Origin of the sequence: Nocardia nova NBRC 15556 (assembly GCF_001613005.1) — a bacterium.
GTDB lineage: Bacteria > Actinomycetota > Actinomycetes > Mycobacteriales > Mycobacteriaceae > Nocardia > Nocardia nova.
In genome coordinates this window covers 1-16,155 of the sequence record NZ_BDBN01000052.1, presented here as the reverse complement: position 1 = coordinate 16,155, position 16,155 = coordinate 1, and the positions used below count along the sequence as shown (strand labels likewise).

Genomic DNA, 16,155 nt, shown 5'->3' with positions numbered 1-16,155 from the left:
TCCTCCAGCGTCAGGGCAGCCGGGCTGCGATGTCGTCGATCAGCCAGGGGCCGTCGGTTTCGATGGTCTTCACGTCGTGCCAGCCGCCGAGCTCGGAGATGGCCCCGCCCTGGACGGCGAAGACCTTGCCGGTGACCGGGCATTTGTCGGTGGCCAGATAGGCGACCAGCGGCGAGATGTTGGCCGGGCTGAAGGCGTCGAATTCGCCTTCGCCCACCTCGGCGGCGAAGATCGCGCCCATACCGGGTGTGGCCAGGGTCAAGCGGGTGCGCGCCATCGGGGCGATGGCGTTGACCCGCACGCCGTAGCGTTCCAGTTCCTCCGCCGCGACCAGGGTCAACGCGGCGATACCGGCCTTGGCCGCGCCGTAGTTCGCCTGGCCGGCGTTGGGCAGGGTGACGCCGGAGGCCGAGGCGGTGTTGACGACGGCGGCATTGGGCTGCTTACCGGCCTTCGACTGGTCCTTCCAGTACGCCGCGGCATGGCGCAGCACGTTGAAGTGGCCCTTCAGATGCACCGCGATGACCGCGTCCCACTGCGATTCCTCCAGTCCGGCGATGAACCCGTCACGCAGGATGCCGGCGTTGTTGATCACCACGTCGAGCGTGCCGAATTCCGAGATCGCCTGGTCCACCAGGTTTTTCGCACCGTCCCACTGCGCCACGTTGTCGGTGTTGGCCACCGCCTTCCCGCCCTCGGCGCGGATCTCCTCCACCACCTGCTGCGCCGGTCCGGCGTCGGCGCCCTCTCCGGCGTTGCTCCCGCCCAGATCATTCACCACCACCGAAGCGCCCTCGCGCGCGAACAACAGCGCGTGTTCGCGTCCGATGCCGCGGCCGGCGCCGGTGATGACGGCGACCCGCCCATCCAATACACCCATGAAAGTCTCCTCGGCTACGAGTTGTCGGCGACGACCGCCAGGCCGTCGGTCAGAACGAGATCGGTTCCGCGCGCGGTGCGGAACGCGTAGGTGGTGTCGGAGCCGGTCGAGCCGACCTTCCAGATCTGCGTCTCCAGATCGTCGCCGGGGAACACCATCTTCGAGAAGCGCACCGCGAAACGCTTCAACCGGTGCACATCGGAACCGGCGACCTCGGTGAGGACCGCCCACGACGACATCGCCATCGTGCACAGACCGTGCGCGATGATGCCGGGCAGTCCCGCGTCCTTGGCCACCTGCTCGTCCAGGTGCAGCGGCACCGGATCGCCGGAGGCGGGGGCGTAGCGGTAGGTCTGATCGTCGTCCACGTGGGCGGCGACCCGGGCCAGGGGCGGGCGCGCCTCCAGTTCCGGATCGAACTTGTGCGCCGGCGCGCTCTCACCGACCCGCTTGCCGACATCGATGTTGCGGAAGAAGGCGGTCAGGTACTGCTCGTTGACCAGCTCGCCCTCGGAGTCCCGGCATTCGATGAGAATGGTGATGGTGGTGCCGTTCTCCCGGCCCTCGTAGCCGACCGCCTTGGCCCGCGAGACCAGCCGATCACCGGGCCGGATCGGGCGGTGGAAGTGAAAGTCCTGCTCGCCGTGCACGACTCGGCCGAAGATGTCCATCGGGACGACGTCGATCACGGGCATCATCATCGCCTCGAAGACGGGCACGATGGCGAAGACGGGTGAGGCGATATCGCCGGACAGGTGGGCCGGAATCGGGTCGTTGGTGGCCGCGGCGTACTCGGCGATCCGCTCCCGGGTGACCTCGAATCGTTCCTCGTCGGACCAGACGTCGAGGCCCGCGTCGTCGAATTCCACGGGCCGGGGTGCTGTTTCGGTGGCCATATGCGCCTCGCTATGCCGTCGCGAGCGCGTCGAGCTGGTCGAGGGTGGTGTCCAGCTGCTTGGCGCCGTCCTTCTCCACCGCCTTGCCGAGCGCGCCCTTGATGAGCGCGCCCTCGAAATCGCCGGAGACCGAGAACGTGCTGCCGGCCCCCTCGGGCGTGATGTCGAAGGAGAACTTCACCTTCACACCGGCCATACCGGCGCCGCTGAGCACCAGGTTGTTCGGCGAATTCACCTCCTCGACAACCCATTCCATCTTGTTCGCCATGCCGAGCATCATGATCTTGGCGACCAGCTTCGAGCCCGTGGTGAGCGTGGCCGGCGGTTCCTCCATCCAGCGCTCGTGGATGGTGAACCACTTGTCCCAGGTCTGCGGATCCGAGACGACCGCCCACAGCGCGTCCGGGGTGGCGTTGAGGTTCTTGGTGGCTTCGATGTGACCCATGCTCGTACTCCTTTCAGCGCTCGGCGCGCTGGTAGGCGGTGACGACCGCGGCTCCGCCGAGGCCGATGTTGTGCTGTAGCGCGGCGGTGACGCCGTCCACCTGACGCTTGTCGGCCTCGCCGCGCAGCTGCCAGGTGAGCTCGCTGCATTGCGCCAAACCCGTCGCGCCCAGCGGATGCCCCTTGGAGATGAGGCCGCCGGAGGGGTTGACCACCCACTTGCCGCCGTAGGTCGTCTGCTCGCCGTCGATGAGGCTGCCGGCCTCGCCCTCGCCGCACAGGCCCAGCGCCTCGTAGAGCAGCAGTTCGTTGGCGGAGAAGCAGTCGTGCAGTTCGATCACCTGGAAGTCCTGCGGGCCCAGGCCCGACTGCCGGTACACCTGCTGCGCGGCTTGCACATTCATGTCGTAGCCGATGAGGTTCTTCGCGGTGCCGTCGAAGGTGGACGCGAAATCGGTGGTCATCGCCTGGCCCACGATCTCCACCGCCCGCCCGGCCAGACCGTGGCGGTCGACGAAGTTCTCGGAGGCCAGGACCACCGCGCCCGAACCGTCCGAGGTCGGCGAGCACTGCAGCTTGGTGAGCGGGTCGTAGATCATCCTCGCGCCCAGGATGTCGTCGAGCGAATACTCGTCCTGGAACTGCGAATACGGGTTGTTCACCGAATGCTTGTGGTTCTTGAATCCGATCTTCGCGAAATGCTCCGCGGTGGTGCCGTACTGCTTCATATGTTCGCGGCCCGCGGCGCCGAACATCCACGGCGCCGGCGGGAACAGCACTTCGGAGATCTCGGCCAGCGCCATCATGTGCTTGGCCATCGGCTGCTCGCGGTCGTCCCAGGTGGAGCCGAGCGATCCGGGCTGCATCTTCTCGAAGCCCAGCGCCAGCGTGCAGTCGGCCAGCCCGCCCCGAATCGCCTGTGCCGCAAGGTAGAGCGCGGTGGATCCGGTGGAACAGTTGTTGTTCACGTTGATCACCGGGATACCGGTCATCCCCAGTTCGTAGACCGCGCGCTGGCCGGAGGTGGACTCGCCGTAGACGTAGCCGACGTAGGCCTGCTGCACCTCGCGATAGTCGATTCCGGCGTCGGCCAGCGCCTTGGTGCCGGATTCGCGGGCCATATCCGGGTAGTCCCACGCACGGGTCGTCCCGTCGGCCTCCTCGACCTGCCGTCGCCCCGGTTTCTCGAACTTCGTCATTCCGACGCCGACGACGTAGACCTTGTTCGTCATCGAACCACCCTTCTCCCAGTCGGCCGCCCCGGCGAGCGGCAGCGGTCGATCCGTTCCGATCGAACTGGAAACAAACATACGGAGCTGTATGTAAATGCGCAATAGGGTGCGTGAGGTCGCTGCCGGATCGGGAGGTATGCGCAGTTAGGACGTTTGTGTTGATACGTACAGGTGCATCTGTAGCTCGCTATAGCGCGCGCCCCGCCGCCGGCGCACCGGCGGGGCGGTACGGCAGTCAGCGGTGGCGCCCGTAACAGCAGCCCGATCTCCCGCGCGCGAGAGTCGGCGCATCGGACTGCGCCGCAGCGTCATTCGTCGCGAGGCGGCTACCGGGAAGCCCCACGGCACCGCACATCGGCGCCGGCGCGGAGCCTTTCAGAGCTCTCAGCCCCCGATTCCCAGGCCCGGCAGTGCGGATTCGGCGGCCCGGCGCAGATGCGCGGAAGCTCGCTGCCAGCGGCGGTGGGCACGCTCCGGATCGGGGGATACGAAGTTGGAGACCAGAATTCCGCGCAAGGTGTCCATCGCGGTATAGGCGAAGTCCCGAACTTCCTTGCGCCGCAATTCGTCCGGGACCAATTGCGATACCGCCATCAGGACGGCGTTGTTGACGAACGGCTCGACCTTCTCGGCCTCGGCGGCCAGCACCGGATCGGTGCGCCCGGCCACCCACAGCTCCATGGCCGCGATGAACAGTGGTCCTTGATGCAGCTCCCACATCGCGTCGAGGGTGGCGCCGATCGGATCGTCGCCGGCGCGCAACCGGCCCAGCTCCTTCATCGCGGCCTCGGTGCGCCGCTGCGCCAGATGCGAGATGGCGGCCACCACCAGATCTGTCTTGGAACCGAAATGGTGCACCTGAGCGCCGCGAGTGACCCCGGCCCGTTCCGCGACGCGCGGCGTCGTGGTGCCCGCATAGCCGTATTCGACCAGGCAATCGATGGTCGCGTCGAGCAGCCGCACCCGCATCTCACTGCTGCGCTGCTCCTGCGTACGACGCGGCGGCTTACCGACGACAGATCTGGCCATTCGGAAATCCTACACTTACATACACACGTGCATGAAACTCACTCGGGCTCGTGCGCCGCACGGCCGCGCTGGATCGCGGCCAGCACCACACGCACGCCGGCGCCGATGAGCGCCAGATCGGCCAGGATCTGCACAGTCACCATGACGCGGGCGGCCTGCGAGGTCGCAGCGATATCGCCGAAACCGACCGTTCCCAGCACGGTCACCGTGAAGTAGAGGGAATCGACCCGGGTCAGCAGGATCGTGAAACTGTCCGGCGCGGCCGACGACATCAACACATACGTCGTGGCGAATACGAGAATGAACACCACCGCGATCATGGTCAGCGCCTCGGCTCCGCGGAGTCCGGGATAGGGCGCGGCGACGATCCGCGTGGCCTGCCGCACGATGAGCACGACGACCAACACCAGACCACCACACAGGCCCAGTAGCGGGCCGAGCTTGTCCAGATGATGAAAGGGCAGGACGAAATACAGCGCGACGAGCACGATCGTCGTCACCGCGGTTCGGGCGGCGGCATACAACGCCGCCCGCCGCCGCGCACCGTCACCGCCGCTCCACTGTTCCTGCGGATCCATCCTGACCTCCCGGTCGAGTTCTGCCGCCTGCTCGGGATCACTCAACCACGCCGGAGGGTCGCACAAGGGGAGGTTGCCCGGCGTTCTCCCGGTCGGCTACAGGCGAGGAGCGACCGGTTCACGGCGTCGCGCCACGCGGCGAGACGACCACACGGTGATGGTGAACAGCACCACCCCTGCGACGGCGAGGCCCGCGCCCACGACGGCGGGCGCGGTGTAACCGAGGCCCGCCGCGATCACGAGGCCGCCCAGCCAGGCGCCGGCGGCGTTGGCGATGTTCAGGGCGGCGTGGTTGAGGGCGGCGGCGAGGGTTTGGGCGTCGTGGGCGACGTCCATCAGGCGGGTTTGCAGGCCGGGCGCCAGTGCGGCTCCGGAAGCGCCGACCAGGAAGGCGCCCGCGGCGGCGGTGAACGGATTGTGTGCTGCCGCAACGAAAGCCGCGAGAATCACGACCATCGCGATCAGCGCGACGAACACCGAGCGGTCCACGCCGCGGTCGGCGAGGACGCCGCCGCCGATGTTGCCCGCGACCATGCCCAGGCCGAACAGTGCCAGCACGATCGGCACGAGGCCCTGACCCATGCCGGCGACATCGGTGAGGGTCGAGGTGATGTAGGTGTACACCGCGAACATGCCGCCGAAGCCGACCGCGCCGACCAGCAGGGTCAGCAGGACCTGGGGGCGGCGCAGGGCGGTCAGTTCGGTGCGCGGATCGGTCACCCGCACGCCGTGCAGATCGGGCACGAAGCGGGTGATCGCGAAGACCGTGGCGAGCCCGATGACGGCGACGACCACGTAGGCGTCACGCCAGCCGAGCCCCTGCCCGAGCCAGGTGGCCGCGGGGACGCCCACCACATTGGCGGCACTCAGGCCCAGCATCACCGCGGCGACGGCCTTGGCCCGCTGCCCCACCGGCGCCAGCGAGGCGGCGGCCAGCGAGGCGACACCGAAGTAGGCGCCGTGCGGCAGACCGGCGACGAAACGCGCGGCGACCAACGCCGGGAACGCCGGGGCCAGCACCGAGGCGATATTTCCGACGGTGAACGCGATCATCAAGCCGATCAGCAGGCGCTTACGCGGCATGCGGGCGCACAGTGCCGCGATCACGGGCGCGCCGACCACCACGCCCAGCGCGTACGCCGAGACGGCATGTCCGCCGGTGGGCTCGGAAACATGCAGATCCGCGGCGATGTCGGGCAGTAGTCCCATGGTGACGAATTCGGTGGTGCCGATTCCGAAACCGCCGAGCGCCAGCGCGAGCATCGCCGGAACATGCCATCCGGTGCGGACGGAAGTCTCCCGCGCCGAGCCGAGCGCCGCACGGGACGACGCGTCACTCGCAGACGGCGCCGAGGGGAAGTCGACGGGAGGTGCGGTACGCACGGGAGCTGAGTCGGCCACGGGTGTGGCCAACACGCGCGGCCGTCGCGGTGATACCGGCGGCCGGGGTGATTCGACTCACCGGAACCGGCTTCCGCTCGCCGGCGCCGTCCGAGGAGCATCGAAATCGTTGCGGGACAACGGCTCTCGCCGCATCGGAGGCCGCGCCCGGCGCGCTGTCGGATACCTCACACGCCGCGCGATCGGGTGCGGAAAGCAATTCGGGCACCCGCGGCCACCGGGATCGGTGGGGGCGGGTGCCCGGATATGTCTACCGGCCGCGCCGGATTCCGGCCGGTCGTGAGCGTTCAGCTCAGTTCGCGCGCCAGGTTGGCGTCGAGCACACCGAGGAATTCCTCGGTGGTCAGGTAGCCCTGGTTGCCGCCGACCAGCAGCGCCAGATCCTTGGTCATCTGGCCGCTCTCGACGGTCTTGATCACGACGTCCTCGAGGGTCTGCGCGAAGCCGATGACCTCGGGGGTGTTGTCCAGCTTGCCGCGATGCGCTAGACCCCGCGTCCACGCGAAGATCGAGGCGATCGGGTTCGTGGAGGTGGGCTTGCCCTGCTGGTGCTGCCGGAAGTGGCGGGTCACCGTGCCGTGCGCGGCCTCGGCCTCACAGGTGCGGCCGTCCGGGGTGAGCAGCACCGAGGTCATCAGGCCCAGCGAGCCGAAGCCCTGCGCCACGGTGTCGGACTGCACGTCGCCGTCGTAGTTCTTGCAGGCCCAGACGTAGCCGCCTTCCCACTTGAGCGCGGAGGCGACCATATCGTCGATCAGCCGGTGCTCGTAGGTCAGTCCGGCGGCCTCGAACTCTTCCTTGAACTCGGTCTCGAAGATCTCCTGGAAGGTGTCCTTGAACATGCCGTCGTAGGCCTTCAGGATGGTGTTCTTCGTCGACATGTAGACCGGGTAGTTCTGCTGCAGGCCGTAGTTCAGCGACGCCCGCGCGAAGTCCTCGATCGACTTCTTGAAGTTGTACATACCCATGACGACGCCGCCGTCCTCGGGCATCTTCACCACTTCGTGGACGATCGGCTCGGAGCCGTCCTCCGGGGTGAACTGAATCGTGACGGTGCCGGCCTGATGCACCTTGAAGTCGGTGGCGCGGTACTGGTCACCGAAGGCGTGACGGCCGATGATGATCGGCTTGGTCCAGCCGGGCACCAGGCGCGGAACGTTGGAGATGATGATCGGCGCGCGGAAAATGGTGCCGCCGAGGATGTTACGAATCGTGCCGTTCGGCGAACGCCACATCTTCTTGAGACCGAATTCCTCGACACGTGCCTCGTCGGGGGTGATGGTGGCGCATTTGACGCCGACGCCGTGTTTCTTGATGGCGTTGGCCGCGTCGACGGTCACCTGGTCATCGGTCTTGTCGCGAGTTTCGATGCCGAGGTCGTAGTACTCGAGGTTCACATCGAGGTACGGATGGATCAGCTTGTCCTTGATGAACTGCCAGATGATCCGGGTCATCTCGTCGCCGTCGAGTTCGACGACGGTCCCTTCAACCTTGATCTTGGACATGGATCTTCGTGTCCTCCTAAGGAAGGTGTGCTCCCATTGCACGGCCAGGCGAGCACGCTTGTGAGCGGACCCCAGCTGTTCAACAGACAACGTATACGCCCCGCGTTGTCCACGAGACGCCTGGTGCTAAACAAGACAAGCGTACTGGTGCGCTGGGTCTCACTGACAGGGGCGGTCCCATTGCGAGCTACCCACGTCACACCGGCCCGATGTCCGGTCGCCAGGGAAACGGACATACACCGCGAACATCCGCCTCGAATCGGGCGAGCCCAACCCTCGCCCCCGCCGTGACCGATTGTTACCATCCACGGCAGGTCATGAGTGCCAGCGCCAAGCCCCGGCTCGCTGGCCGGCAACCCTCCAGTTGCGGTGGGGTGCTCCGGGTGATTGACCGGGCTCTCGAAAGCCGAGGGCAAGCGCGACTGTCAGGAGCAACAAGTGAGTGAGTCCACCGTGCCCATCGTCGACAAGTGCGTGGAGGCGGCGGAGCGGCGCAGGCGTATCGCTACCATCGGGGATGTGTGTGCCCCAGCCCTCCGTACCGCCTCGACCACGCGTGCGCTCTCGCCGTGCGCCGACCCGGCGGCCTCCGGCGCCGTGTTCCGGCAGGTCCGCGGGCCGATGCGGATCCTGGGACTCGACGGCACGGGAGTAGACGGCCTGGCACGGCTCGACGTGGTGACGGCACGGTGACCGTGAGTATCGAATCGAGCACGTCACGCCCGGGCGCAACGACACTGCTACCACCCGCGGACGGCACGGTGGGCATCATCGGCATCGGCGATGTCCGCGTCGAGAACGGGGCGGTCGTCCCCGGTGTCGAACTGGCCGTGCAGCGCTGGGGCGAACTGGCCCCCGGCCTGGACAACGTGGTGCTGGTCGAGCACGCATTGACCGGAGATTCGCACGTCTGCGGACAGCCCGACGAACTGCACGCCCTTCCGGGCTGGTGGGACGGACTGGTCGGACCGGGCGCCGCATTGGACACCGATCGCTGGTGCGTGATCGCGACCAACGTTCTGGGTGGTTGCCAGGGCAGCACCGGCCCCTCGTCCCTCGCGCCGGACGGAAAGCCTTGGGGCGCACGGTTTCCGGAGATTTCGATTCGTGACCAGGTGAGCGCCGAAGTGGTGCTGCTGGACCTGCTCGGCATCTCCCGCATCGCCGCGGTGGTCGGCGGTTCGATGGGCGGCATGCGAGTGCTGGAATGGATGGTCGGCTATCCCGATCGCGTCGACGCGGCCCTGGTGCTGGCGGTCGGCGCCCGCGCCACCGCGGATCAGATCGGCACCCAGACCACCCAGATCGCCGCGATCACCTCGGATCCGGACTGGCAGGACGGCAATTATCACGACACCGGCCGCCGCCCGCAGGCCGGGCTGGGCATCGCGCGCCGGATCGCGCATCTGACCTACCGCACCGAATTCGAACTCGACCATCGGTTCGCCAACACCGCCCAGGGTGACGAAAACCCTTGGGACGGTGGCCGTTACGCGGTGCAGAGTTATCTGGAACATCAGGCCGACAAGCTGGTCGCGCGGTTCGACGCGGCCACCTACGTGCTGCTGACCGAGGCCATGAACCGGCACGACGTCGGGCGCGGACGCGGCGGTATCGAGGCCGCGCTGGCCGCCACCCCGGTGCCCTGCGTGGTCGGCGGCGTGGACTCGGACCGGTTGTATCCGTTGCGGACTCAGCAGGAACTGGCCGATCTCCTGCCCGGCTGCAAGGGCCTGGAAGTCGTGCATTCGCGCGACGGCCACGACGGTTTCCTCACCGAGACCGAGGCGATCGGCAAATTGCTGGAGCAGACGATGGAGTTGGCGCGCGCCGCGCAGGACGCCCGCGCGTCCTGAGTTCAGCCGACGCCGAGGCTGCTGATGGTGACCGCCAGCACGATGATCGCGCCGCCCAGCACGGTGTAGGCGCCGATGTCGAACGGGCGGCTGCGCACCGCCAGCAGCCCCACCCGGGCCGTCGGCAGGCACAACCGGAACACCGCCGCCAGCAGGGTCGCCCCGCCGATGAAGAACGCGCCGCGCCGCCACCGGTCCTGGGCCACGAAGACCACCGCGACCAGCAGCACCACCACGACCAGCAACATCGGCAGATGAACCTGGAAGAAGCGGCTCGCCGGGCTGGAATGCTGTGGGTGGGTGGTCAGCACGTCGGTCACGGCTGCGATTCTCGCATGTCCGGTCGTGCCGCCCCCGGGAGCGGGGGCGGGCCCGGTCACGACGGCCACCGGATGCGGCCGCCGCGACCGAGCTGCGATCAGACGCCGAACGGTGCGGCGTAGCGGATACGGCCCGCCGGGAGCGGATGGTCCGCGTCGAGTGCGAGGGCCATCAGCGCGTCATCGGGGACATCGATGCTCAGATCGATGCCGTATCGGCTTGCCCGCCGGAAACCGAACCGCGGGTAGTACTCGGGGTGGCCGAGCACTGTGACGAAATGCTCGCCGCGGTCGGCAGCGGCCCGCAGTGCGGCACGAACGGCCGCCGCCCCGGCACCGGTGCCTTGATACTCGGGCAGTACGGCGCACGGTCCCAGGCACAGCGCCGGGATATCGCCGATATGACAACGAGTCAGCAGCGCATAGCCGACGACTGCGTCGTCCGGTCCGGTCGCCACGATCGACAGGCCGTCGATCCAGGCCGGGTCGGCGCGTAGCGCCTCGACGAGGTCGGCCTCGTCGGGCCGGTCGAATGCGGCGGTAGTGACCGCGTGGACGGCGGGGATGTCGGCGGCGGTTTCGGCGCGCGTGATCCAGGTTCGAATAGTCAATGCTACGAATCCGTTTCGTATCGATCGGGTGATGAGTCGACGCGGCTGCGCGAGCGGGCGCTCGGCGCAATCGCGGACGAGATCAGGCCGACGCGCGGAAGGGGCCCTGGGGAAGGTGTCCGGCACCTGCACGCACGGCGGCCTCACGCACAGTCATCGATCCACCTCCCGGGAGCTCATCGATACCGAGGCGATCGCGGCATCGTCGAAACGGATCGGCCGTCGCCATACGGCCGCCGATCACGGTAACAGAGGCCGGGCTGCGAGGCGTACCACTTATCCGGGACGGGTACCGTCTCGGTGTGCTCAAGCTGGTGTTCTTCGAACCGCGTATCCCACCGAATACGGGCAATGCGATCCGTTTGGCGGCCGGCACGGGATGCGAACTGCATCTGATCGAGCCGCTCGGATTCGATCTGTCGGAGCCGAAGCTGCGCCGCGCCGGACTGGACTACCACGATCTCGCGGTGGTCACCGTGCACGAAAACCTCTCCGCCGCATGGAAATCCCTGCGTCCCGAGCGCGTCTTCGCCTTCACCACGCACGCCACCACGCACAACACCGATATCTCCTACCGGGCCGGAGACGTCCTGCTGTTCGGTCCGGAACCGACCGGGTTGCCGGCCGACGTCCTGGCCGACCCGCATATCACCGATCAGCTGCGCATCCCGATGCTGCCCGGTCGCCGGTCGATGAACCTGTCCAACGCCGCGGCGGTCGCGGTGTACGAGGCGTGGCGGCAGCTGGGATTCCCGGGCGCCGTGTAGCCGCCGAGGCCCGCGCCCGAACGGCACGCCTCAGATGTCGATCGTGAAGCGTTTGAAGCGGGAGGTGGCGCCCGCGGTGAGGTGGACGGCCGACTTGGGCACGCCGTAGTGCTGGGCGAGAAGTTCGATCGCGGCCTTGTTGGCCTTGCCTTCCACCGCGGGGGCGCGCACGTACAGCTGCAGGGTGCCGTCGTCGAGGGTTTCGACGAGGGGGCCCTTGCGGCTGTTGGGTTTGATGGTCGCGCGGACCACGGTCGCCACGTGCTGCTCCTCGATGTCGGTCGGTGGGACGAGCGTAGCCGCGACCGTTCAGCGGAAATCGCGTGACTTCGAGGCCATGCGCAGGTCCATGCGCTGCAGATGTTCCGCCACCACACTCACCACACCCTCGGCGTTCTGCACCCGCCCCCGGATCAGCAGCGCGGGAGCGCCCTGGGCGATGCGCCGATAGCGGCGCCACAGCCCCACCGAACACACCACGTTCACCATGCCGGTCTCGTCCTCCAGATTGATGAAGGTGACCCCGGACGCGGTGGCCGGTCGCTGCCGGTGCGTCACCGCACCGCCGATCAGCACCTTCGACCCGTCGGGCACGGCGAGCAGCCGGTTCGCCGCGACCACGCCGAGTTCGTCCAGCCGCGGACGCAGGAATTCGGTGGGATACCGACCGGGCGACACACCGGTCGCCCACACATCGGCGGCCGCCATTTCCAGTTCGCTCATCCCGGGCAGCGCCGGTGCGTCGGTGACCGCCCCGGTCCCCGGCAGCCGATCCGCCCGCTCCCCCGCCGCCGCACCGGCCGCCCACAGCGCCTGCCGCCGGTCGAGACCGTGGCCCGATGCGGACTCGATGCTGCCGAGCGCACCCGCGGTGGCCAGGGCCTCGGCCTGCGGCACCGTCAACTCGACCCGCCCGGTCAAATCCAGAAACGATCGATAGGGACCGGAAGACCGTGCGGCGACGATCTTTTCGGCCACGTCGTCACCGATGTGCCGGACCGCGGACAAGCCCAGTCGCACCTGGGTTCCGCACTGCTCGAGCGTCGCCCCGGCCAGGCTGTGATTGATATCCGGCCCGTGCACCACCACCCCGTGCCGGCGGGCGTCGGCCACCAGCGACTGCGGAGAGTAGAAACCCATCGGCTGCGCGTTCAGCAGCCCCGCGCAGAACGCCGCGGGATGATGCAGTTTGAACCAGGCCGAATAGAACACCAGCGCGGCGAAACTCTGCGAATGACTTTCCGGGAAACCGAAATTCGCGAAGGCGTAGATCTTCTCGTAGATGCGATCGGCCAGCTCTCCGGTGATTCCGTGCAGATCACGCATGCCCTGATAGAAGCGGCCGCGCAGCCGCTCCATGCGCTGCGGTGACCGTTTCGATCCCATCGCGCGGCGCAACTGGTCCGCCTCGGCGGCGGTGAAACCCGCGATATCGATCGCCATCTGCATGAGTTGTTCCTGGAACAGCGGAATTCCGAGGGTGCGGGCCAGCGAACTCTCGAGCGCCGGATGGTCGAGTGTCACCTCCTCCCGGCCGTTGCGCCGGCGGATATAGGGATGCACCGAACCGCCCTGAATGGGGCCGGGCCGGATCAGCGCGACCTCCACGACGAGATCGTAGAAGGCACGCGGGCGCAGCCGCGGCAGTGTCGCCATCTGGGCGCGCGACTCGACCTGGAACACTCCCACCGAATCCGCGCGCGCCAGCATCTCGTAGACGGCGGATTCGGTGAGATCGAGGGCGTGCAATTCCACGACCTCACCTTTGTGCTCGCGCACCAGATCGATCATGTAGTGCAGGGCCGAGAGCATGCCCAGACCGAGCAGATCGAATTTCACCAGACCCGCTGCGGCACAATCGTCCTTGTCCCACTGCAGCACACTGCGCCCGGGCATGCGCGCCCACTCCACCGGGCAGACGTCGGCGATCGGCCGATCACAGATCACCATGCCGCCGGAATGAATACCGAGATGTCGCGGCAGGCCCTCGATCTCACCCGCCAGTTCCAGGACCCGGTCCGGAATATCGGTATGCGTTTCGGATGCCACCCCGGTCCATCGGCTCACCTGTTTGCTGAACGCGTCCTGCTGGCCGGGCGAGAAACCCAGCGCGCGAGCGGCATCGCGCACCGCGGACTTGCCGCGATAGGTGATCACATTGGCCACCTGGGCGGCGTATTCGCGACCGTACTTGCGGTAGACGTGCTGGATCGCCTCTTCCCGGCGATCGGATTCGATATCGAGATCGATATCGGGCGGGCCGTCGCGTTCGGGCGCCAGGAAACGTTCGAACAGCAGATCGTTGGCGACCGGATCCACATTGGTGATGCCGATCGCGTAGCAGACCGCGGAATTGGCCGCCGACCCCCGGCCCTGGCACAGGATGTCGTTCTGTTTGCAGAAGTGGACGATATCGTGCACGACCAGGAAGTAGCCGGGAAAATTCAGTTCGGTGATGATCCGTAGTTCGTGTTCGATCTGCCGGTACGCCTTGGGATTCCCCTCCGGCGGGCCGTAACGATCGCGCGCTCCGGCGAGGGTGAGTTCCCGCAGCCAGGAATTCTCGTCGTGGCCGGGCGGCACGTCGAACGGCGGTAATTCGGGGGCGATCAAGCGCAGATCGAAGGCGCATGCGCGAGCCAGATCGACCGCCCCGGCCACCGCCTGCGGGTATTCGGCGAAGAGCCGGGCCATTTCCGCACCCGAGCGCAGATGCGCGCCACCGGTGGGCGGCAGCCAGCCGTCGATGTCGTCCAGACTGCACCGTGCCCGGATGGCCGCCAGCGCCATCGCCCGGCGCCCCTGCGCCGGGGTGGCGAAATGCGCTGCGGTCGTGGCGATCACCGGCACGTCCAACCGGGTGGCGAGGGCGATCAACCGGGCATTGCGTTCGTCGTCGTCGGGCACTCCGTGGTGGGTGAGTTCGACGCTCACCCGGTCGCGGCCGAACAGATCCATCAGCCGGCGCAGCGCCGCCTCCGCCTCGGCGTCACCCCGCTCCAGCGCCCGGCGCACATGACCTTTGCGGCAGCCGGTGAGAATATGCCAGTGCCCGTCGGCGGCGGCGGCGAGCCGGTCCAGGTCGTAGCGCAGGATTCCCTTCTCACCGGCCACCATATGTGCCGCCGACATCTCCCGCGACAGCCGCCGATATCCCTCCTGCCCGCGCGCCAGCACCAGCAGATGCGGCCCGGACGGGTCCGGTTCCCCCGTGCGCGGTTGCGAATCGTCCATCGGAGCGGAGCCGAATATCGTTGTCGCGTCGCGGATTTCACCCAGCGACAATTCGGCGCCGAACACCGTCGGCAGCCCCCATTCGGCGGCGGCCTCGGCGAAACGCACCACCCCGTAGAAGCCGTTGTGATCGGTGAGCGCCAGGGCCTCAAGCCCCAGGCGCACCGCCTCCTCCACCAACTCCTCGGGTTGGCAGGCGCCGTCGAGAAAGCTGTAGGCCGAATGCGTATGCAATTCCGCATACGGCACCAGCGGACCGCTCGGCTCCGGCCGCGACCCCGCCCGGTATTCGCCGCGTGTATGCGACCACGCCGGGCTGTCTCCGCCGTCACCCGGCGGGGCGGCCCCGCGCCCAGGCAGACCGGAGAGCACCCGCTCCATTTCCGCCCAGGTGGGCGGGCCGTTTCCCCAGCCCATATCGGCACGCACCTTCGTAGATTCGAACGTATATTCGATACCGATGCTAACTCGTGGGCGCAACGTTCGGAAGGCGGCCCCGCTGCGATCAGCGGGTCCGGACGAATATCCCGCCGACCACCGCGGCGGCGAGCAGTGCGAGGACGGCGATCACCAGCGACGTCCGCAGGCCGCCGAGGAAGTCACCGGCCACCAGCGTGCCGAATACCGCGACCCCGACCGCGCCGCCGACCTGCCGTGCCGTGTTGAGCTGCGCGGACGCCACCCCTGCCCGGGCGGCCGGCACGCTCTCCAGCACCGCACTGGTCATCGCCGGCACGACCGTTCCCGCACCGAAGCCGACCGGGACGGTCGCCACCCAGATCATCCACAGCGGAGCATCCGCACCGGCCAGAACGAGCAGCAGCAGACCACCAGCGAAGGCGAGCTGCCCACCGACGATCGGCGAGCGCGGGCCGACCGCGGCGGTGATCCGGCCTCCGAGCAGATTCGCGGTCAGCGCGGCCAGGCTCATCGGCAGGAATACCAGCCCGGTCACCAGCGCCGAATCACCGCGCTGCTCCTGCAGAAACAGCGACAGCAGGAAGACGATGCCGTAGTAGGCGAAGTTCTGCACGAAGCCGACGACCGAGGCGGCCGAGAAGGCCGGGTGCGCGAACAGATCCAACGGCAACATCGGGTCCGCCACCCGGCGCTCCCACCGCACGAAGAAGACCGCACCTGCCGCCGCCGCGATCAATCCGGTCAGCACCGGCGCCGAGCTCCAGCCCCGGTGGCCACCCTCGATCAAGCCGTAGGTCGAACCGCACAGCACCACAACCACGGTGAGCTGTCCGACCGGATCCATGCCACGGCCGGTGCTCGCGGGCGTCGCCGCCGCCCGGGTGGTGGCCAGCAGTCCGCAGGCGCCGATCACCAGATTGACCAGGAACAGCGACCGCCAGCCGAGCGTCGCCAGCAATACGCCGCCGATCACCGGTCCGGC

The 16,155-nt window shown here is 67.9% G+C and carries 16 protein-coding genes and 1 riboswitch; of the genes, 3 read left to right on the top strand and 13 right to left on the bottom strand.

Annotation, left to right across the window (positions count from 1 at the left end; translation table 11 throughout):
• Positions 1–10: 10 nt before the first annotated feature.
• From NN2_RS20950 to NN2_RS20915, 8 genes are all read right to left on the bottom strand, one after another.
• Positions 11–880, bottom strand: coding sequence for an SDR family oxidoreductase (locus NN2_RS20950; protein WP_063015601.1), 870 nt, complete (start codon positions 878–880; stop codon positions 11–13).
• A gap of 14 nt (positions 881–894) precedes the next feature.
• A complete protein-coding gene (locus NN2_RS20945; protein WP_063015600.1) occupies positions 895–1,776 on the bottom strand; it encodes a MaoC/PaaZ C-terminal domain-containing protein in 882 nt (293 codons plus the stop codon).
• Between the two features lie 10 nt (positions 1,777–1,786).
• Positions 1,787–2,221 (bottom strand): type II toxin-antitoxin system Rv0910 family toxin, encoded by a 435-nt coding sequence (locus NN2_RS20940; RefSeq protein ID WP_063015599.1) that lies wholly within the window; start codon positions 2,219–2,221, stop codon positions 1,787–1,789.
• A 13-nt stretch (positions 2,222–2,234) separates the two neighbouring features.
• Positions 2,235–3,452 carry a lipid-transfer protein gene (locus tag NN2_RS20935; protein WP_063015638.1) on the bottom strand — a complete coding sequence of 406 codons (1,218 nt, stop codon included), beginning with the start codon at positions 3,450–3,452 and terminating at the stop codon, positions 2,235–2,237.
• Positions 3,453–3,836: 384 nt separating this feature from the next.
• The gene (locus NN2_RS20930; RefSeq protein WP_030513545.1) at positions 3,837–4,481 is read right to left on the bottom strand and encodes a TetR/AcrR family transcriptional regulator; all 645 of its coding nucleotides are present in this window, start codon (positions 4,479–4,481) and stop codon (positions 3,837–3,839) included.
• Positions 4,482–4,519: 38 nt separating this feature from the next.
• Positions 4,520–5,104, bottom strand: a complete 585-nt coding sequence (locus NN2_RS20925) for a potassium channel family protein (RefSeq protein WP_146098797.1) — start codon at positions 5,102–5,104, stop codon at positions 4,520–4,522.
• A 51-nt stretch (positions 5,105–5,155) separates the two neighbouring features.
• Complete coding sequence (locus NN2_RS20920; protein WP_245658795.1) at positions 5,156–6,442, bottom strand: MFS transporter; 1,287 nt, start codon at positions 6,440–6,442, stop codon at positions 5,156–5,158.
• A gap of 305 nt (positions 6,443–6,747) precedes the next feature.
• Positions 6,748–7,965 (bottom strand): NADP-dependent isocitrate dehydrogenase, encoded by a 1,218-nt coding sequence (locus tag NN2_RS20915; RefSeq protein ID WP_063015596.1) that lies wholly within the window; start codon positions 7,963–7,965, stop codon positions 6,748–6,750.
• 313 nt (positions 7,966–8,278) lie between these two features.
• Positions 8,279–8,390, top strand: a riboswitch (SAM riboswitch).
• 13 nt (positions 8,391–8,403) lie between these two features.
• Here NN2_RS20915 and NN2_RS20910 point away from each other — a divergent pair.
• Together NN2_RS20910 and metX are read left to right on the top strand one after the other, a co-directional pair.
• Positions 8,404–8,658, top strand: a complete 255-nt coding sequence (locus tag NN2_RS20910) for a hypothetical protein (RefSeq protein ID WP_063015595.1) — start codon at positions 8,404–8,406, stop codon at positions 8,656–8,658.
• A gap of 2 nt (positions 8,659–8,660) precedes the next feature.
• Complete coding sequence (gene metX, locus NN2_RS20905) at positions 8,661–9,821, top strand: homoserine O-acetyltransferase MetX (protein ID WP_063015637.1); 1,161 nt, start codon at positions 8,661–8,663, stop codon at positions 9,819–9,821.
• Positions 9,822–9,823: 2 nt separating this feature from the next.
• Here metX and NN2_RS20900 read toward each other — a convergent pair whose 3' ends face one another.
• Together NN2_RS20900 and NN2_RS20895 are read right to left on the bottom strand one after the other, a co-directional pair.
• A complete protein-coding gene (locus NN2_RS20900; protein WP_081879271.1) occupies positions 9,824–10,069 on the bottom strand; it encodes a DUF3017 domain-containing protein in 246 nt (81 codons plus the stop codon).
• Positions 10,070–10,239: 170 nt separating this feature from the next.
• Positions 10,240–10,752 carry a GNAT family N-acetyltransferase gene (locus NN2_RS20895; RefSeq protein ID WP_228792825.1) on the bottom strand — a complete coding sequence of 171 codons (513 nt, stop codon included), beginning with the start codon at positions 10,750–10,752 and terminating at the stop codon, positions 10,240–10,242.
• 302 nt (positions 10,753–11,054) lie between these two features.
• Here NN2_RS20895 and NN2_RS20890 point away from each other — a divergent pair, with 302 nt between their 5' ends.
• A complete protein-coding gene (locus NN2_RS20890) occupies positions 11,055–11,519 on the top strand; it encodes a tRNA (cytidine(34)-2'-O)-methyltransferase (RefSeq protein WP_030513537.1) in 465 nt (154 codons plus the stop codon).
• Between the two features lie 30 nt (positions 11,520–11,549).
• Here the strand turns inward: NN2_RS20890 and NN2_RS20885 are convergent, their stop codons facing one another.
• The 3 genes from NN2_RS20885 to NN2_RS20875 form a co-directional block, all read right to left on the bottom strand.
• Positions 11,550–11,780 (bottom strand): DUF167 domain-containing protein, encoded by a 231-nt coding sequence (locus NN2_RS20885; protein WP_030513536.1) that lies wholly within the window; start codon positions 11,778–11,780, stop codon positions 11,550–11,552.
• A 48-nt stretch (positions 11,781–11,828) separates the two neighbouring features.
• Positions 11,829–15,170 carry an error-prone DNA polymerase gene (locus NN2_RS20880; protein WP_063015594.1) on the bottom strand — a complete coding sequence of 1,114 codons (3,342 nt, stop codon included), beginning with the start codon at positions 15,168–15,170 and terminating at the stop codon, positions 11,829–11,831.
• A gap of 88 nt (positions 15,171–15,258) precedes the next feature.
• A partial coding sequence (locus tag NN2_RS20875; RefSeq protein ID WP_156511388.1) for an MFS transporter occupies positions 15,259–16,155 on the bottom strand: 897 nt, incomplete at its 5' end.